Here is a 17,856-nt window from a genome sequence, read left to right on the forward strand (position 1 = left end):
GCGAGGTCCACGGGTCTACCCCTCCGCCGCCACGATCTCCCGGCACCGCTTCACGTCCGCCGCCATCTGCTCCAGCAGATCCTCCAGCGTGTCGAACTTCGCCTGACCGCGCACGTAGGCGAGGAAGTCGACGGCGACGTGCAGGCCGTACAGATCGAGGCCGACGCGGTCGATGGCGTACGCCTCCACCGTGCGCTCGGTGCCGTCGAACTGCGGGTTCGTGCCGACGGAGATCGCGGCCGGCATGATCTCGCCCTGGGCGTGCAGATAACCGGCGTACACGCCGTCGGCGGGGATCGCGGTGTGCGGGAGCGTCTCGACATTGGCGGTCGGGAAGCCCAGCTCGCGGCCGCGCTGGGCGCCGCGGACGACGACACCCTCCACCCGGTGCGGGCGGCCCAGGATCTCGCGGGCGCCGGCGACATCCCCCTCGGCGACCAGGCGGCGGGTCAGCGTGGAGGAGAACGGCTCGCCGCCGCCCGCCTCGCCGGTGACGTACAGGTCGACGACCTCGACCTCGAAGTCGTACACCTTGCCCTGCGCGGTGAGGAACTCGACGTTCCCCGCCGCCTTGTGGCCGAAGCGGAAGTTCGGGCCCTCCACGACCGCCCTCGCGTGCAGCTTGTCCACCAGGACCTTCACCACGAAGTCGGCGGGCGACAGCTTCGAGAACTCGGTGGTGAAGGGGAGGATGAGGACCGCGTCGACGCCCAGCTCGGCCATCAGTTCGGCACGGCGGTGATGCGGGGCGAGCAGCGGCGGGTGGCTGCCGGGGCGGACGACCTCGCTGGGGTGCGGGTCGAAGGTGACGACGACGGCCGGGACGCCCAGTTCGCGGGCGCGGTCGACGGCGTGCCGGATGATCAGCTGGTGGCCGCGGTGGACGCCGTCGTAGGAACCGATGGTGACGACGCTGCGCCCCCAGTCCTCGGGGATGTCCTCCAAGCCACGCCAGCGCTGCACTGTGACCGCTCCTCGAACCCTTGTCCGTGTCTGTCCTGACCTCGTTGTGCAGGTCTAAGGGTGCCATGCCGGGTGGCCCGGGCCGGCATCGGCATGGAGGCTGTGACCGGGCGCACGTTCCCGGCGCGGGTCAGGCCGGTACCCGTACGCCCGCGAGGTTCTCGATCATGCGCCGGGTGCTGGGTCCGACGACGGCGGCCCAGTCGTCCGGGGCCTCGGTCAGCCAGCGGGCCATGCGGGCGGCGAATCCGGGCGCCTGCCGGCCCAGCTCGACCAGGCCGCGGTCGAAACGGGTGGCGCCCTCGGGTGTGCGGACGAGCAGCAGACCGGTGCGGTGGACGAGGCCGCGGACCTCGTCCGCGCAGTCGCGCCCGGGTTCCACCGCCGCGTGCAGGACGGCGTCCAGGACGGCCGGGTCCTGCTCCCGCGCCAGCAGGAACTCCAGCAGCTCGCGGCGGAGCGGGCGGGAGACGGGCGTGCCGGGGGCGGCGAGGACGGTGGCGAGGGCCGCGCGGAGCTGGTCGGGGCCGTCGTGGAGCAGGCCGGTGACCAGGGGCAGCAGGACCGGGCGTGCGGTGGGGCCCTGTTCGAGGCGGCGGTCGAGGTGGCCGGCGATGTGCCCGGTGGTCTCCGGACGCAGCCGTACCGCGCCTCGCAGGAGGGCGGCGACGCGGGGGGCGAGGGCGGGGGTGGTGACCTCGACGAGGCCGTGCAGGACCGCCGCCGTCTCCGGGGTGCCGGCGTCGGGCGCGCTCAGGCGGGTGCGGAAGGCCTCCAGGACCGGTTCCGGGTGCGTGGTCAGGGCCGGGGCCAGTGCGCTCGGCGGGAACTGGGGGTCGCCGGCGGCGAAGTGGCGCAGGGCGGCGGGCAGGTAGGGGTCGCGGGTGTGCGGGTCGCGGACCAGCAGGGCCAGGGCGCCGCCGTGCAGGGTGCAGTCGGCGGGGCGGGTGAGCAGGGTGAGGGCGGTGCGGCGCAGGAGGTCGCGGTCCGTGTCCGAGCGGACGTGCGGGGCGGCGCGCAGGCCGTACGCCACCGCCGCCACCCGGCGGGCGGGGCGTTCGTCGTGCGCCCAGCGGTCGACCGCCCGGCAGAGGGCCGACGGCTCGTCCTCGGCGAGGACGGCGAGCAGTTCGTCGGCGCGCCGGTGCGCGCAGGCCACCAGCACCTCGGTGAGGTCGTCCAGGGCGCCGTGCCGGTGCGTGTGCAGCAGGGCCTGCGCGGCGGTGGCCACGGTGGCGTGCGGGGTCGCGGGCAGCGGCCGCTCGTCGGTGAACCAGCAGGTGAGCAGGGGCCGTACGACGTCGGGGGCGGTGGCGAGCAGGCCGGCCACGGCGTCCAGGTAGCGGTCCCCGGTGGTGGGCGGCGCCGGGTCGGCCAGCACGAGCCGGCGCAGCAGGTCCAGGCGCTCGGCGTCGGGAGCGGGCAGGGCGGTCCACAGGGCGGGGCGGAAGTCGGCCGGTACGGTCCGCCCGGCGCGCCGCCAGGCGACGACGCGGTCGGCGAGCAGGCGCAGCACCTCGGTGTACGGCGTGGCGTCCGGGACCTGCTGCAGGGTACGGGCGAGCAGCCGGGCGGCCCACCAGGAGCCGGTGTCGCGGTCCAGCGCCTCCACCAACTCCTTCAGCTTCTCGGCCAGTTGCCGGGGGCCCTGTTGGCGGGCGACGAGGAGCAGGGCCTGCACGACCGGGCCGACGCGGTGGTGGGGCACCGGGACCGGGTGGTCGCCGTCGTGCGGCTCGTCGGGGTGGTGCACCAGGGCGCGCAGGGCCTCGTCCAGGTCCAGGTGCATGCCCTGGATCCAGTCGGCCAGTTCCTCGTGGGCGAAGCGGTAGCCGCCGCCGGCGGGCACCAGGAGGCCCTCGGTGAGGACGGCGGAGGCCCAGCCGGTACCGCCGCCGAGCCGGGCCGGGGCGGGTCCCCACGGGAACACCGCCTCGAACGACTCCCGGTCCAGCTCGCCCTGGCCCGGACCGAGGCTGCGCCGAGCGGCCTCGTGCACCTGCCCGGCCACGCGCGCCGCCAGCCGGCGTACGGCCGTACCGCGCAGGCCGCCGGCCGCGGCGAGGCGGACCGCGACGCGCAGGCACATCAGGTCGAGGTAGGCCGCGAACACGTCGTCCCGGTCGACGGGGTCGGCGGCGGGGGCGTCGGGTACGGCTGCCCGCACCTCCGCCAGCAGCCGCAGCACCAGCGGATGCCGTTCGTCCCGCTCGGCCAGCACCCCGTCCGGGATTCCGTACCGACGCCGTGCCGACCGGCCCTCGTCCACACCGAAGTCCCCGATCCGCACACAGGGGGGAAGGGGGTCCGTGGGTGCCGGGGAAGCGGGGTAGGAAGCTCCCTCGTCGGCCGGATCGCGCGCCGGGGGCACCGGGGTGTCCGGGGTGTGGAGGAGGGCCCTGGGGAACGCGTTGCCGGTGTGCTCCCAGTGTTCCTCCCGGCAGGCCACCGCCAGGCGGGCGCCGGTCTCGCCGAGCCAGGTGGCCGTGCCCCGGGTCCAGGCGGCCAGGCGGTGGGCGAGGACGGGGGGCATCTCCTCGGGGCCGTCGAGGAGGAGCAGGAGCGGGCGGCCGGCCCGGGCGGCGCGCTGGGCCAGGTGTTCGGGACTGATGTCGCCGAGGTCCTCGGGCCGCACACGGCGGGACGCGGCGACGATCCGGGCGGCGCGTTCCAGGGCGCGCCGGGCGGCGTCGGCCACCGAGTCGTCGGTGTCCTCCAGGTCGGCGCCGCGCAGCCACAGCGTGGGGGCGGGCCGCTCGCCTCGGGCGCGGCGGGCGGCGAGCGCCGCGAGTTCCGTCGTACGGCCGCTGCCGGGGGCGCCGACGAGGCCGAGCACGGGCCGGTCGCCGGCCGTGAAGGCGGCCAACTCCCGGACGATGTCCGCGCGTTCGAGTGGTTCGATGGCGCACGGGTGGCCGGTGAGGGCGTCCGGGGGGCCGTCCTGGGCCACGGAGGTGGTGGTCAGCTGGAGGATGCCGGCGAGGTTGAGGTCGGCGCCGTAGGCGGGCACGGTGGCCGCGTTGCGGGCGAGCAGGTCGGCGAGGGCGCCGTCGGCGGGCCGCAGCGGCACCGCGAAGCCGGCGTCCCGCTGGGCGGTGCGCAGCGCGGTGCCGAGGACGCCCAGTACGGCGCCGGTACCGGCGTCCAGTACCGGCCCGCCGGCCGCGCCGCCGCCGAGCCTGAGCGCGTCCCGGCCGGCCGTGCCGATGGCGAGTTCCAGCACGTCGTCCAGCAGGTGGAAGCCGTCGGTGGCGGTGTACGTGGCCTCGGTGGCGGCCAGCACCCGCGCCTCCCGCCAGCAGCCGGCGGCGACCTGGACGTAGGTGCCGGCGGCGACGCGCTCCCGCACGGTCAGCGGCAGCGGGTCCACGCCGAGGCCCTCGGTGCGCACCAGGGCGAGGTCCAGCGCGGGCAGCGGGGTGACCGCGTCGGCGGTGACCACGCACGTGCGGTCCCCGGGGGCGTGCAGCGCCAGCCGGGGCAGGCCGTCGACGGCCTCGTGGCTGGTGAGCAGGGTGCCCTGGTGGTCGGCGAGGAAGCCGTACCCGCGCGGGCGCCCGGCCAGGTCCCGGATCCGTACGAGGGCGGTGTCGGCGTCGGCACCGCCGGCCCGGGCCGCGTCGTCCACGCCGAGTCCGCCGGCGCCGTCCCCGTACGCGTGCGTGCACTGGCCGTACGGCTGCTCCCCGGACGTCCGTTCCTGCTCCCGGCGTCCGCCTCCGGTGCGCGGGCCCCGTCCCGCCATACGCCGTACCTCCCCGCCGCGTTCCCCGTGCCCTCTCCTCGACGGTAGGCGCGCGATGATCGGCGGAACAGATCACCCAGCGAACGCGCCCCCTTCCGCTCCCCCACTTCACTCCGAGCGCCTGCCCGGTCGGGTGAATAGGCGGTGGCTGCTGGATAACCCTAGGGGTGGGGGAACCGAGGGGGACCCGTGGAGCGGTGGCCGGGCACGGGGGTGTGTCCGGCCACCGCTCCACGGCAGACGGCGCGGGCCCGGCGGCGGCTCGGCGGCGCGCCAAGGGCGACTGCTGGCGCGGCGGGTCGTTCAGGCGAAGACGGCCACGCTCTTTGCCTTGCCCCGCTGTTCCTCGACCAGGGCGAGGAAGCGGCCCTCGGGGTCGTAGACGGCTACGGGGCCGGCGCCCGCGTACTCCTCGGGGATCTCCAGGCGGACGCCGTTCAGCAGGAGCCGGGACCGTTTGGCGTCGACCTCCCAGCGGGGGAACGCCGCGGCGGCGGCCTCGGCGATGGGCATCACCGTCAGTTCCTGCTGGAGCTGGTCCAGCGTCCTGGCCGCGTCCAGCTTGTACGGCCCGACGCGCGTCCGGCGCAGCGCGGTGAGGTGGCCGCCGACGCCGAGGTCGGCGCCCAGGTCGCGGGCGAGGGCGCGGATGTAGGTGCCGGAGGAGCAGACCACCGACACGATCAGGTCGAGCACGGGCGTGCCGTCCTCGGCGACCGCGTCCCGGACGTCGTACACCGTGAAGGAGGAGATGGTCACCGGCCGGGCGGGGATCTCGAAGTCCTCGCCCTCACGGGCCCGCTTGTACGACCGTACGCCGTCGATCTTGATGGCGCTGACCTTGGACGGCACCTGCATGATGTCACCGGAGAGCTTGGCGATACCGGCGTCGATGGCGTCCCGGGTCACCTTGGCGGCGGCGGTGGACGAGGTGATCTCGCCCTCGGCGTCGTCGGTGAGGGTGGTCTGGCCCAGGCGGATGGTGCCCAGGTACTCCTTCTCCGTGAGCGCGAGGTGCCCGAGGAGCTTGGTGGCGCGTTCGACCCCGAGGACCAGGACGCCGGTCGCCATGGGATCGAGGGTGCCGGCGTGGCCGACGCGGCGGGTCCTGGCGATCCCGCGCATCTTGGCGACCACGTCGTGCGAGGTGAAACCCGACGGCTTGTCGACGATGACGAGGCCGTCGGGCGGGGTGGGCTTGCTGGTCATTCGGCGGTGTCGTCCGTCTCGTCGTCCTCGCCCGGCTTGCGGTACGGGTCCGCGTCACCGGCGTACGTGGCGCCCGTGGACACCTCGCGCACCTTCTCGTCGGACTGGCGAGCCTTGTCGAGGAGGTCCTCGATGGTCCGGGCGGTGTCGGGCAGGGCGTCCGCCACGAAGGTGAGGGTCGGTGTGAACTTCACACCGGCGGCCGCGCCCACGGCCGAGCGGAGGACGCCCTTGGCGCTCTCCAGGCCCGCCGCGGCGGCCTGCCGCTCCTCGTCGTCGCCGTAGACCGTGTAGAAGACGGTCGCCTCCCGCAGGTCACCCGTGACCCGGGTGTCCGTGATGGTGACGTGTGAGCCGAGCCGCGGGTCCTTGATCCCGCGCTGCAGCTTCTGGGCCACCACCTCCCGGATGAGGTCCGCCAGCCTTTTAGCCCGCGCGTTGTCGGCCACTGGTCCGTCTCCCGTTCTTTCTTCTTGCTTGCGTTTCGTGGTCAGTCGTCGCCGCCGTGGAAGCGGTCAGTCGTCGTCGCCGTGGAAGCGCCGTCGCACGGACAGCAGTTCCACCTCGGGGCGGCCCGCGACCAGCCGTTCGCACCGGTCGAGTACGTCGGTGACGTGCGCCGCGTCGCCGGAGACCACGGCGAGGCCGATGACCGACCGCCGGTGGAGGTCCGCGTGGTCCACCTCGGCCGCGCTCACGGCGTACTTCCGCTGGAGTTCGGCGACGATCGGGCGGACGACGGAGCGCTTCTCCTTCAGCGAGTGGACGTCGCCGAGAAGCAGGTCGAAGGACAGAGTCCCCACGTACATGTGTGTAACCGGTTCACCCGCCGGTACGGGATCGATGGCCCCGGGGCCGTGTGGCCGGGGACATCAAGAACGGTACCGCGTGCCCGCCGGTGGCTCGACAGGGTTTCGGGGCCGGGGGCGGGGCCCCCGACAACGGCCGGGCTGGCCGGCGGCACGTATGCCGCCGGCCAGCCCTGGAACACCGTCGGTCGGGTTACGACCGGGGCTTCTCCCGCATCTCGTACGTCGCGATGACGTCGTCGACCTTGATGTCGTTGAAGTTGCCGAGGTTGATACCGCCCTCGTAGCCTTCGCGGATCTCGGTGACGTCGTCCTTGAAGCGACGCAGGCCCTCGATGTTGAGGTTCTCCGCGACCACCTTGCCGTCGCGGACGAGTCGGGCCTTGGTGTTGCGGCGCACCTCGCCGGAGCGGATGAGGACACCGGCGATGTTGCCCAGCTTGGACGACTTGAAGACCTCGCGGATCTCCGCCGTACCCAGCTCGACCTCTTCGTACTCCGGCTTGAGCATGCCCTTGAGGGCCGCCTCGATCTCCTCGATCGCCTGGTAGATGACCGAGTAGTACCGGACGTCCACACCCTCGCGCTCGGCCATCTGCGCCGCGCGGCCGGCCGCGCGGACGTTGAAGCCGATCACGATGGCGTCGGAACCCATCGCCAGGTCGATGTCGGACTCCGTGACCGCACCGACACCGCGGTGCAGGACGCGGATGTCGACCTCTTCGCCGACGTCCAGCTGGAGCAGGGAGGACTCCAGGGCCTCGACGGAACCAGAAGCGTCACCCTTGATGATCAGGTTCAGCTGCTGGACCTCGCCGGCCTTGAGCACCTTGTCCAGGTCCTCCAGCGAGACACGGCGCGTGCGCTTGGCGAAGGCCGCGTTCCGCTCGCGGGCGGCGCGCTTCTCGGCGATCTGACGGGCCGTACGGTCCTCGTCGACCACCAGGAAGTTGTCGCCCGCACCCGGGACGTTGGTCAGGCCCAGGACCTGGACCGGGGTCGACGGGCCCGCCTCGGCGACGTTGTTGCCGTTGTCGTCGAGCATGGCGCGCACGCGGCCGTAGGCGTCGCCCACCACCATCGTGTCGCCGACCCGCAGGGTGCCTCGCTGGACGAGGACCGTCGCCACGGCACCGCGGCCGCGATCGAGACGGGACTCGATCGAGATGCCCTGCGCGTCCTGGTTCGGGTTGGCCCGCAGGTCGAGCGAGGCGTCGGCCGTGAGGATCACGGCCTCCAGCAGCGAGTCGATGTGCAGACCCTGCTTGGCGGAGATGTCGACGAACATGGTGTCGCCGCCGTACTCCTCGGCCACCAGGCCGTACTCGGTCAGCTGACCGCGCACCTTGGTCGGGTCGGCGCCCTCGACGTCGATCTTGTTGACCGCGACGACGATCGGGACGTCGGCCGCCTTGGCGTGGTTGAGCGCCTCGACCGTCTGCGGCATGACGCCGTCGTTGGCCGCGACGACCAGGATCGCGATGTCGGTCGACTTCGCACCACGGGCACGCATGGCGGTGAACGCCTCGTGACCCGGGGTGTCGATGAAGGTGATCTTGCGCTCTTCGTCGTTGACCTCGGTCGCGACCTGGTAGGCACCGATGTGCTGGGTGATGCCGCCGGCCTCGCCCGCGATGACGTTCGTCTTGCGGATCGCGTCGAGCAGTCGGGTCTTACCGTGGTCGACGTGACCCATGACGGTCACCACCGGCGGACGGACGACCAGGTCCTCCTCGGAGCCCTCGTCCTCGCCGAACTCGATGTCGAAGGACTCGAGCAGCTCGCGGTCCTCCTCCTCGGGGCTGACGATCTGAACCGTGTAGTTCATCTCGTCGGCGAGGAGCTGCAGGGTCTCGTCGGAGACGGACTGCGTGGCCGTGACCATCTCGCCGAGGTTCATCATGACCGCGACGAGGGACGCCGGGTTGGCGTTGATCTTCTCCGCGAAGTCGGTGAGCGACGCGCCGCGGGAGAGACGGATGGTCTCGCCGTTGCCGCGCGGCAGCATCACGCCGCCGACGCTCGGGGCCTGCATGGCCTCGTACTCCTGGCGCCTCTGCCGCTTCGACTTGCGACCGCGGCGCGCGGGACCGCCGGGACGGCCGAAGGCGCCCTGCGTGCCACCACGGCCACCGGGACCACCCGGACGACCGCCGAAGCCGGGACGGCCACCGCCGCCACCGCCGGGACCACCCGGACGGCCGGCGAAGCCGCCGCCACCGCCACCGGGACCCGCGGGACGACCGGCGAAGCCGCCGCCACCGCCACCGGGACGACCGGCGAAGCCGCCGCCGCCCGGACGACCGCCGCCGCCACCGGGACGACCGCCGGCACCGGGACCACGGCCACCGGGGCCGCCACCGGGACGCGGGCCCGCGGCGGGACGCTGCGGCATCATGCCCGGGTTGGGACGCGGGCCGCCGGGGCCGCCGCCGGGACGGGGACCGCCCTGCGGACGCGGCATCGAGCCCGGGGTCGGGCGGGGACCGCCGGGAGCCTGCGGACGCGGACCGCCGCCCTGGGCGCCGGGCGCCTGCGGACGGGGACCGGCGCCGGGGGCGCCGCCGGGACCGGGACGCGCACCGCCCTGCGGGCGCGGCGACTGCGGGCGGGCCATACCGGCGTTGCCACCGGAGGTGAAGGGGTTGTTACCCGGGCGCGGACCGGCCGGACGGGCGCCGGGACGCGCGGACTGGCCACCGGGGCGCGGAGCACCCTGGCCCGGACGGGCCGACTGGCCCTGGCCGGAGCCGGCCGGACGGCCACCGGGCTTCGGGGCGCCGGGACGGGCCCCACCGGGACGCGGACCCTGGGCGGCCGGAGCCTGCGGGGTCTGCGGCGTCTGCGCGGCCGGGGCGGCCGGCGGAGCGGTGAACTCCGGGGCGGCCGGGGCCGGGCGCGGCGCGGGCTTGGGACCCGGCACCGGACGCGGGCCGGGAGCGGCCGGCGCGGGCGCCGAGGGGGCCGACGGGGCGGCCGGCTGCTGGGCAGCGGGCTCCGTCGCGGGCTTGGGGGCAGCCGGCCTGGGGGCCGGGGCAGCCGGACGGGCCGCCTGCGCCGGGGCGGGCGCGGCGGGCTTGGGGGCGGCCTTGCGCGGGGCGGGCTTGCCGGCGGACTTGCCGTTGCCACCGCCCTGGAAGGCGTCGGTCAGCTTGCGTACAACCGGCGCTTCGATGGTCGAAGACGCCGAACGGACGAATTCACCGAGTTCCTGGAGCTTGGCCATGACGACCTTGCTCTCGACACCGAACTCCTTGGCGAGTTCGTAGACCCGGACCTTAGCCACTTCGCTCCTTTGAGGTCCGGGTGAAGCCGGACCGTCGCTAGTTCATGGGCGTACTCATCGCGTACTCATCGAGTGCTCATCGCAATCTCGACCTGCTTTCGACTCGCGAGGTACCAGGCCGCACGGGGTTCCGTACGGCTCGTCTTACGGCGTTGCCTGCTCGGCAACTGTTGTCTGCTCGACGTATCGGCGCAACGCCTTTGTGTCGAGCGGTCCCGGGACGCGCAGTGCCCGCGGGAACGCCCGGCGGCGTACCGCCTGGTCGAGACAGACCAGGGCGGGGTGCACGTATGCACCCCGGCCGGGCAGCGTACCGCGAGGATCGGGGGCGCACGCGTCCTCGATTCTCACGATCCGCAGGAGATCGTTCTTGGCCGCCCGCTCCCGGCACCCCACACAGGTGCGTTCAGGGCATGCTCGGGTGTGCGTCCGGCCAGACACAGTAAGTCTACCTCCCCGTACCGACCTCACCCCTTCGGGGCAAAAATCGAACGGCTGTTGTCGTGATCTCAGCGTCGCACGGCCTGGATCTATTCCCCGGCCTGCTCGGTGTCGGGCCGGATGTCGATCCGCCAGCCGGTGAGGCGGGCGGCGAGACGGGCGTTCTGGCCCTCCTTGCCGATCGCCAGCGACAGCTGGTAGTCCGGCACGGTCACCCGCGCGGAGCGGGCGGCCATGTCCACGACCTCCACCTTGCTCACCCGAGCGGGTGACAGGGCGTTCGCGACCATCTCCGCCGGGTCGTCCGACCAGTCGACGATGTCGATCTTCTCACCGTTCAGCTCGCCCATCACGTTGCGCACCCGGCCGCCCATGGGGCCGATGCAGGCGCCCTTGGCGTTCAGGCCCGAACGGGTGGACCGTACGGCGATCTTCGTACGGTGACCGGCCTCACGGGCGATCGCGGCGATCTCCACCGAGCCGTCGGCGATCTCCGGCACCTCCAGGGCGAAGAGCTTCTTCACCAGGTTGGGGTGGGTCCGGGAGAGGGTCACGGAGGGTCCGCGGACACCCTTGGCCACCCGCACGACGTACGACCGGAGGCGCATGCCGTGCTGGTAGGTCTCGCCGGGCACCTGCTCCTGCACCGGCAGGATGGCCTCCAGCTTGCCGATGTCCACGAGCACGTTCTTCGGGTCGCGGCCCTGCTGGACCACGCCGGTGACGATGTCGCCCTCGCGGCCGGCGTACTCGCCGAGCGTCGCGTCGTCCTCGGCGTCGCGCAGCCGCTGCAGGATGACCTGCTTCGCGGTGGTCGCGGCGATACGGCCGAAGCCGGACGGAGTGTCGTCGAACTCGCGGGCCTCCTGGCCCTCGGCGAGGTCCTCGGGGTCCTCCTTCGCCCACACGGTCACATGCCCGGTCTCCCGGTTGAGCTCCACGCGCGCGTGTCGGCGGCTTCCCTCGGTGCGGTGGTAGGCGATGAGGAGGGCCGACTCGATCGCCTCGACCAGCAGGTCGAAGGAGATCTCCTTCTCCCGCACCAAGCCCCGCAGGGCGCTCATGTCGATGTCCACGGCTACGCCTCCTCCTCTTCCTTCATGTCCTTCGTGCTGTCCTTGCGGTTGAACTCGACCTGCACGCGCGCCCTGTCGATCTCCGGGAAGCCGAGCCTGCGGGTGGTCGCCCTGCGGCCCTTGACCCCGGGGACCTCGACGTCGAGACCGTCGTCGTCGACCTTCAGGATCCGGGCGACCAGTTCGCCGCCCTCGGTGAGCTGGAACCGCACGAGCCGGTCGGTGGCGCGCACGTAGTGCCGGTGCTCGGTGAGGAGGCGCTCCGCGCCGGGGGTTCCGACCTCCAGGTCGTACGCCGCGTCGCCCATCGCGTTGGTCTCGTCCAGCTTCGCCGAGAGCGCGCGGCTCACATCGGCGATGGCGTCCAGGTCGGCTCCGGTGTCGGAGTCGACCACCACGCGCAGCACCCGCTTGCGTCCGACGGAGTCCACGGCGATCTCTTCGAGATCCAGCCCCTGGGAGGTGACGAGCGGTTCGAGCAGCTCTCGCAGCCTCTCGCTCTGGGTGGTGCTCATCCGGGTGACTCCTCGGCCGCGTGTGCTGTTGTGGGATGGGTCGCGTGTCTGGTCAAAGGGTATCCGGTCGCGGAGGGTGTTGCTGTCCCCTCCAAGAGTGGGCACGCGACGGAGGCGCATGTCATCACCGCACGTGACCGTGGAGCGGGCTGTGTGAGCCGGTGACATGAAGCAAGCGGGTGCGCGGGTACCGTGATCACCGGCGGGCCGGGTCCCGCCCGTGTGTTCGTACGAGCTCCCCGAGGACGTCAGCCGTGCCGTACCCCCCTTCGTCGCGCATCCCCTCGGGGCCGCGCAGAAGATCCCTGCTCGCCTCGGCCGCCGGGGCCACGCTCCTCGTGGGCTGCTCGGGCGGTTCCGACGACGGCACCGGGCCGTCGGTCACCGCGCGGGCACGCGCGCGTGCGGCCCGGGACAGCCGGGGGCTGCTGGGGCACTACGACGCGGTGCTCGCCGCGCATCCCGGGCTGGCGGAGCGGTTGCGTCCGCTGCGGGCCCAGGTCGCGGCGCACGCGGCGGCCTTCGCGGAGGGCGCGACTGCGACCGCGACGGCCACGGCCACCGCGGCCGGCACGGCGTCGTCGTCCGCCACGGCGTCGTCGTCCGCCGTCGCCGTGCCGGCCGCCGAGAAGGACGCCGTCGCGGGGCTGGCCGCCGCCGAGCGGGCCCTCGCCGACCGGCGCGCCAAGGAGCTGCTGGACGTGCCGGGCGAGCTGGCGCGGCTGCTGGCGTCGGTCGCGGCCGCCGGGGCCGCGCACGCGTACCTGCTGACGGAGGGAGCCAGGTGAGCGACGGGACGGAGCTGACGGCGCTGCAGGCGGCGCTGGCGGCGGAGCACGCGGCGGTGTACGGGTACGGCGTCGTCGGCGGGCGCGTCGAGGAGCGGCGGCGGGCCGAGGCACGGGCGGCCTACGACGCGCACCGGGCGCGCCGGGACGGGCTGGTCCGTGTCGTGCGCGACCTGGGCGGCACACCGGTCGCCGCGAGCGCCGCCTACGCGCTGCCGTTCCCGGTCCAGGACGGAGCGGCGGCGCTGCGGCTGGCCGCGTGGCTGGAGGAGCGGGTGGCCGGGGTGTACTCGGACCTGGTCCGGGCGGCCGGCGGCGGGCGCCGGGCCGACGCGGCCGGGGCCCTGCGGGAGGCCGCGGTCCGGGCGGTGCGCTGGAACGGGAAGAGCGTAGCCTTCCCAGGTCTCGCCGAGCGCTCCGGCGGGCAGACGGGCGCGGCCGGCACGGCTCCCTCGCCCTCCGCATCGGCGGCGCGCTAGCCGCCGCGGACAGCTCGGCGGCGGGAGGTGCGCGGGTGCCGGAGCGGCGAGAGCGTAGCCTTCCCAGGTCTCGCCGAGCGCTCCGGCGGGCAGACGGGCGCGGCCGGCACGGCTCCCTCGCCCTCGGCGCCGGTGACGCGCCGGCCCCCGGCGGGGCGCGTACGACGAGAACGGCCGGTCCGGCAGCACGCGACAGGAAGGAACGACTCGCGCATGGCTTTCGAAGCACCGCAGCGCCTGGTGCGGGCGCTCGGTGAGACGGCACCGGCCGGGGACGACTGGCTGGCGCGGCTGCCCGCGGTGGCCGAGCGGGCCGTCGACCGGCGCGAGTTGACCGTGGAGCGGGTGCAGGTGCCCGGCGGGCGCAGCAGCCTGGTGGTGCTGGTGCGGCGGCCGGACGGCACCCCGGCCGTGCTGAAGCTGGCGCCGCCGCGGGCCCGCCCGGAGAGCGAGCGGGCGGCGCTGGCGCACTGGGGCGGCCTGGGCGCCGTACAGCTGCTGGACGGCGCCGAGGACGACGCGGAGGACGGGGTGCTGCTGCTGGAGCGGCTGCACCCGGAGGTGTCGGTCCGGTCGCTGCCGGAGGCGAAGGCGCTGCTGGAGGCGGCGGGGACGCTGCGCCGGCTGTGGGTGGAGCCGCCGGCCGGGCACACCTTCGAGACCGTCGCCGAGCGCACCGGACGGCAGGCGGCGGCGATGCGCGCGAGCGCCGGGACCGACCCGGAGGCGGCGCCCCTGGTGGAGTCGGCGCTGGCCGCCCGCGAGGAGCTGCTGGCGGCGCCGCCGGAGCGGTTGCTGCTGCACGGCACGTTCCGGCAGAGCAAGGTGCTCGGCGGGGAGCGGATGCCCTGGCTCGCGGTGGGCCCGGACCCGGTGGTCGGCGAGAGCGCCTTCGACCTGGCCCGGCTGGTGCGGGACCGGGTCGAGGACCTGATCGCCACTCCGTCCGGGCCGGCCACCACGCGGCGCCGCATCAAGCGGCTCGCGGAGTCGCTGGAGGTGGAACAGGAGCGGCTGCGCGGCTGGACCCTGTTCCGCGCGGTGGAGTCGGGGGTACGGGCCCGGCGGGTCGGCCGCGAACAGGACGCGGAGCTGCTGCTGGAGTTCGCGAGCTGGCTGTAGGCGGGGGTCGGCGGCCTCGGACACCTGGGCCACCGGGCCCGTGCGGGCGTGTCTCACGTCCGGGAAGCACGTGCCCCCGCCCTGGACCGGCGGTGCCGGACGGAGCGCCGCGGGGTCGCCGTCGCCGGGGCGCGGGCCCGCTGCGGCGCCGTTGTCCGCGTCACGTGCACGACCGGGAGTACTGGACGCTCTCCCGCGAGGCGTGGCGGCGCCCACGGTCGTGAGCGCCGCCCGCGTCGTCAGGCCGTGAGGCGGGCGATCGCGTCCTCGATCGACAGCTCCTCGCGCTCGCCGGTCCTGCGGTCCTTCAGCTCCAGCACGCCCTCGCCCGAGCGGCGGCCCGCCACCAGGATCTGGGGGACGCCGATCAGCTCGGCGTCGGTGAACTTCACGCCCGGGGACACCCCGGCCCGGTCGTCCACCAGGACGCGGACACCGGCGGCGGCGAGCTTCCCGGCGACGTCGAGGGCCAGCTCGGTCTGGAGCGCCTTGCCGGCGGCGACGACGTGCACGTCGGCCGGGGCGACCTCCTTGGACCACACCAGGCCCTTGTCGTCGGCGGTCTGCTCGGCGAGCGCGGCCACGGCACGGGAGACACCGATGCCGTAGGAGCCCATGGTGACGCGGACCGGCTTGCCGTTCTGGCCGAGGACGTCCAGCTTGAGGGCGTCGGTGTACTTGCGGCCCAGCTGGAAGATGTGGCCGATCTCGATGGCGCGGTCCAGCTTCAGACCGGTGCCGCACCGGGGGCAGGGGTCGCCGTCCTGCACGACGACGACGTCCACGTACGCGTCGACCTCGAAGTCCCGGCCGGCCACGACGTTCCGGGCGTGCGTGTGCTCCTTGTTGGCGCCGGTGATCCAGGAGGTGCCGGGGGCCACGCGCGGGTCGGCGATGTAGGTGACCTTCTCGCCCAGGCCCTGCGGTCCGACGTAGCCGCGGACCAGGTCGGAGCGCTCGGCGAAGTCGGCCTCGGTGACCATCTCGACGGCCGCCGGGGCGAAGTGCGCCTCGACCTTGTCCATGTCCACCTCGCGGTCACCGGGCACGCCCACGGCGACGATCTCGCCGTCCACCTTGACCAGCAGGTTCTTCAGCGTTGCGGAGGCCGGGACGCCGAGCGAGGCGGCCAGCGTCTCGATGGTCGGGGTGTCCGGGGTGGGGATCTCCTCCAGCGCGGGCACGGCGGAGCCGTCGACCGGCTTCAGCTCGTACGTGATCGCCTCCGTGTTGGCGGCGAAGTCGCAGTTCGGGCAGTCGGCGAAGGTGTCCTCGCCGGCCTCGGCGGGGGCGAGGAACTCCTCGGACCTGGAGCCGCCCATGGCGCCGGCGGTGGCCGCGCAGATGCGGTAGTCGAGGCCGAGGCGTTCGAAGATGCGCTGGTAGGCCTCGCGGTGCAGGGCGTAGGAGCGGGCCAGGCCCTCGTCCTCGGTGTCGAAGGAGTACGAGTCCTTCATGAGGAACTCGCGGCCGCGCAGGATGCCGGCGCGGGGGCGGGCCTCGTCGCGGAACTTGGTCTGGATCTGGTAGAGCACCACCGGCAGGTCCTTGTAGGACGTGCACTGGTCCTTGACCAGCAGGGTGAAGATCTCCTCGTGGGTGGGGCCGAGGAGGTAGTCGCCGCCCTTGCGGTCCTTGAGCCGGAACAGCTCCTGGCCGTACTCGTCCCAGCGGCCGGTGGCCTCGTACGGCTCGCGGGGCAGCAGGGCGGGGAGCGTGACCTCCTGGGCGCCGATGGCGTCCATCTCCTCACGGACGATCCGCTCCACGTTGGCGAGGACCTTCTTGCCGAGGGGCAGCCAGCTCCAGATGCCCGCGGCCGTGCGGCGGACGTAGCCGGCGCGGACGAGGAGCTTGTGGCTGAGGACCTCGGCGTCCGCCGGGTCGTCGCGCAGCGTCTTCGCCATCAACTGGGACATGCGCTGGACCGGTGCGTTGGCCATGGTTCTCGTACTCCTGCCGGGTAAAGGTGATGGCATGGAGGTTAGCCGTGCCGCCCGTGCCGGTGGTAATCGGTTAGCGCCTGCGCAGCGGCAGCGGGGCGCCCATCACGGCGTACGGCCGCATCGCGCTCGGGAAGTGCACCTGGCGGGCGAGGTCGGTGTAGCCAAGGGAGTGGTAGAGGCCCCGGGCGGGGCTGTCGGTGTCGATCGCGGAGAGGATCGAGCGGGGCTCGGCGGCGGTGTCGGTGATGGCCGTGATCAGCCGCCGGCCGATACCGCGGTTCTGGTGGCCGGGGTGGACGTGCAGCTCGGTGATGACGAAGGAGTCGTCCAGCCAGCCGTCGTTGCCGTTGGCCCGCAGGTACGGCTCGACCACGGTGGACCACCAGTGGGTACGGCTGTTGGGCATGCCGTAGACGAATCCGACCAGCCGTCCCCGGCTGGTGGCGCCGAGCGCCCGCGCGCCCTGGTACTGCATGTGCCGCTGGACGATCTGCCGGCGTACGGCGACTTCGTCCGGCCCCAGCCCGAAGGCGAGGGCCTGGACGGCCAGGGCCTCGTCCACGTGGGCGGTGAGGTCCAGGGGGCCGATCACGAGGTCCATGCCGGGAGCGTACAGGGCTCTCAGAACAGCACGCTCATGAAGGCTCCCACCTCTTGGAAGCCCACCCTGCGGTACGTCCGGCGCGCGGCCGTGTTGAAGTCGTTCACGTACAGACTGACCACCGGGGCGAAGTCCGCCAGGGCGTAGCGCAGCACCGCCGCCATGCCGGGGGCCGCGAGGCCCCTGCCCCGGTACTCGGGGGCCACCCAGACGCCCTGGATCTGGCAGGCGTGCCGGGTCGCGGCGCCGATCTCCGCCTTGAAGACGACCTTGCCGTGCTCGTCGAGGCGGGCGAAGGAACGGCCGGCGCCGACGAGTTCGGCGACCCGGGCCTGGTAGAGCAGGCCGCCGTCGCCGGCCATCGGGGAGACGCCGACCTCCTCGGTGAACATCGCCACGCACGCCGGCATGATCGTCTCCATCTCGTCCTTGCGGACGCGGCGGACGTACGGGTCCGGCTCGACACCGGCCGGCATCCGGTCGGCGATCATCAGCGGCTGGTGCGCGCGGACCTCGCGGGCGGGCCCCCAGCGGGGCTCCAGCAGCCGCCACAGCGCGCCGGTGGACTCGGCGGGCCCGACGATGGAGGAGCAGCGGCGGCCGGCCCTTCGCGCCCGGTCCGCGAAGGCGCGGACCGCGCGCGGGGTGGCACAGATGGGGACGAGGTTCGCGCCCGCGTAGCACAGCGACGTCAGCATGCCGTCCTCGTACCAGCCCCACATCTCGCCGCCGAGCCGCCAGGGGTCCAGGCCCGCGACCTGCACCCGGGAGGTCACGAAGGCGTTCGCCACCGGCTCGCGGTCGAGGACGGCGAGCGCGGCGTCAAGGTCGCTCGGTTCGAGCACCCGTGAGGTGGTCTGGGTCAACACGTGCGGG

15 protein-coding genes are annotated in these 17,856 nt (G+C 73.9%); 3 read left to right on the forward strand and 12 right to left on the reverse strand.

Going from position 1 to position 17,856, the window contains the following annotated elements; translation table 11 throughout:
- Nucleotides 1–15 precede the first annotated feature (15 nt).
- From ACZ3ZD_RS17600 to rimP, 9 genes are all read right to left on the reverse strand, one after another.
- Complete coding sequence (locus ACZ3ZD_RS17600; RefSeq protein ID WP_467397954.1) at nt 16–963, reverse strand: bifunctional riboflavin kinase/FAD synthetase; 948 nt, start codon at nt 961–963, stop codon at nt 16–18.
- A gap of 130 nt (nt 964–1,093) precedes the next feature.
- Complete coding sequence (locus ACZ3ZD_RS17605) at nt 1,094–4,708, reverse strand: trypsin-like peptidase domain-containing protein (RefSeq protein ID WP_467397956.1); 3,615 nt, start codon at nt 4,706–4,708, stop codon at nt 1,094–1,096.
- Between the two features lie 303 nt (nt 4,709–5,011).
- Nucleotides 5,012–5,917 carry a tRNA pseudouridine(55) synthase TruB gene (gene truB / locus ACZ3ZD_RS17610; protein WP_467397959.1) on the reverse strand — a complete coding sequence of 302 codons (906 nt, stop codon included), beginning with the start codon at nt 5,915–5,917 and terminating at the stop codon, nt 5,012–5,014.
- Entirely contained in the window at nt 5,914–6,366 is a 453-nt protein-coding gene (rbfA, locus tag ACZ3ZD_RS17615; RefSeq protein WP_467397961.1) for a 30S ribosome-binding factor RbfA, read from the reverse strand. The genes truB and rbfA overlap by 4 nt, the downstream gene beginning before the upstream one ends.
- A gap of 66 nt (nt 6,367–6,432) precedes the next feature.
- Nucleotides 6,433–6,726 carry a DUF503 domain-containing protein gene (locus tag ACZ3ZD_RS17620; protein ID WP_467397963.1) on the reverse strand — a complete coding sequence of 98 codons (294 nt, stop codon included), beginning with the start codon at nt 6,724–6,726 and terminating at the stop codon, nt 6,433–6,435.
- A 193-nt stretch (nt 6,727–6,919) separates the two neighbouring features.
- The gene (gene infB, locus ACZ3ZD_RS17625; RefSeq protein ID WP_467397966.1) at nt 6,920–10,012 is read right to left on the reverse strand and encodes a translation initiation factor IF-2; all 3,093 of its coding nucleotides are present in this window, start codon (nt 10,010–10,012) and stop codon (nt 6,920–6,922) included.
- 144 nt (nt 10,013–10,156) lie between these two features.
- Entirely contained in the window at nt 10,157–10,453 is a 297-nt protein-coding gene (locus tag ACZ3ZD_RS17630) for a YlxR family protein (protein ID WP_361483065.1), read from the reverse strand.
- A gap of 89 nt (nt 10,454–10,542) precedes the next feature.
- Entirely contained in the window at nt 10,543–11,529 is a 987-nt protein-coding gene (gene nusA, locus ACZ3ZD_RS17635) for a transcription termination factor NusA (RefSeq protein ID WP_467397970.1), read from the reverse strand.
- Between the two features lie 2 nt (nt 11,530–11,531).
- Complete coding sequence (rimP, locus tag ACZ3ZD_RS17640; protein ID WP_467397972.1) at nt 11,532–12,044, reverse strand: ribosome maturation factor RimP; 513 nt, start codon at nt 12,042–12,044, stop codon at nt 11,532–11,534.
- 254 nt (nt 12,045–12,298) lie between these two features.
- Between rimP and ACZ3ZD_RS17645 the strand changes: the two genes are divergently transcribed.
- The 3 genes from ACZ3ZD_RS17645 to ACZ3ZD_RS17655 all read left to right on the forward strand — a co-directional run bounded on the left by ACZ3ZD_RS17645 (nt 12,299) and on the right by ACZ3ZD_RS17655 (nt 14,433).
- Nucleotides 12,299–12,832, forward strand: a complete 534-nt coding sequence (locus ACZ3ZD_RS17645; RefSeq protein ID WP_467397974.1) for a hypothetical protein — start codon at nt 12,299–12,301, stop codon at nt 12,830–12,832.
- On the forward strand, nt 12,829–13,311 hold the full coding sequence (locus ACZ3ZD_RS17650; RefSeq protein ID WP_467397977.1) for a ferritin-like domain-containing protein: 483 nt from the start codon (nt 12,829–12,831) through the stop codon (nt 13,309–13,311). Before ACZ3ZD_RS17645 ends, ACZ3ZD_RS17650 begins: the two co-directional genes overlap by 4 nt.
- Before the next feature lie 213 nt (nt 13,312–13,524).
- The gene (locus tag ACZ3ZD_RS17655; RefSeq protein ID WP_467397979.1) at nt 13,525–14,433 is read left to right on the forward strand and encodes an aminoglycoside phosphotransferase family protein; all 909 of its coding nucleotides are present in this window, start codon (nt 13,525–13,527) and stop codon (nt 14,431–14,433) included.
- A 239-nt stretch (nt 14,434–14,672) separates the two neighbouring features.
- Here ACZ3ZD_RS17655 and ACZ3ZD_RS17660 read toward each other — a convergent pair whose 3' ends face one another.
- The 3 genes from ACZ3ZD_RS17660 to ACZ3ZD_RS17670 all read right to left on the reverse strand — a co-directional run bounded on the left by ACZ3ZD_RS17660 (nt 14,673) and on the right by ACZ3ZD_RS17670 (nt 17,849).
- Nucleotides 14,673–16,376, reverse strand: coding sequence for a proline--tRNA ligase (locus tag ACZ3ZD_RS17660; protein WP_467397981.1), 1,704 nt, complete (start codon nt 16,374–16,376; stop codon nt 14,673–14,675).
- 73 nt (nt 16,377–16,449) lie between these two features.
- Nucleotides 16,450–16,980, reverse strand: a complete 531-nt coding sequence (locus tag ACZ3ZD_RS17665) for a GNAT family N-acetyltransferase (protein WP_467397984.1) — start codon at nt 16,978–16,980, stop codon at nt 16,450–16,452.
- Between the two features lie 20 nt (nt 16,981–17,000).
- Nucleotides 17,001–17,849, reverse strand: coding sequence for a GNAT family N-acetyltransferase (locus ACZ3ZD_RS17670; RefSeq protein ID WP_467397986.1), 849 nt, complete (start codon nt 17,847–17,849; stop codon nt 17,001–17,003).
- Between the last annotated feature and the right edge of the window lie 7 nt (nt 17,850–17,856).

It is taken from the genome of Streptomyces sp. NPDC023481 (genome assembly GCF_055560195.1).

Bases quoted from the DNA above. Each gene is read 5' to 3' on its own strand.
- ACZ3ZD_RS17620 (WP_467397963.1), bottom strand. From the start codon at position 6,726: ATGTACGTGGGGACTCTGTCCTTCGACCTGCTTCTCGGCGACGTCCAC.
- ACZ3ZD_RS17655 (WP_467397979.1), top strand. From the start codon at position 13,525: ATGGCTTTCGAAGCACCGCAGCGCCTGGTGCGGGCGCTCGGTGAGACG.
- ACZ3ZD_RS17660 (WP_467397981.1), bottom strand. From the start codon at position 16,376: ATGGCCAACGCACCGGTCCAGCGCATGTCCCAGTTGATGGCGAAGACG.
- rimP (WP_467397972.1), bottom strand. From the start codon at position 12,044: ATGAGCACCACCCAGAGCGAGAGGCTGCGAGAGCTGCTCGAACCGCTC.
- truB (WP_467397959.1), bottom strand. From the start codon at position 5,917: ATGACCAGCAAGCCCACCCCGCCCGACGGCCTCGTCATCGTCGACAAG.
- ACZ3ZD_RS17605 (WP_467397956.1), bottom strand. From the start codon at position 4,708: ATGGCGGGACGGGGCCCGCGCACCGGAGGCGGACGCCGGGAGCAGGAA.
- ACZ3ZD_RS17665 (WP_467397984.1), bottom strand. From the start codon at position 16,980: ATGGACCTCGTGATCGGCCCCCTGGACCTCACCGCCCACGTGGACGAG.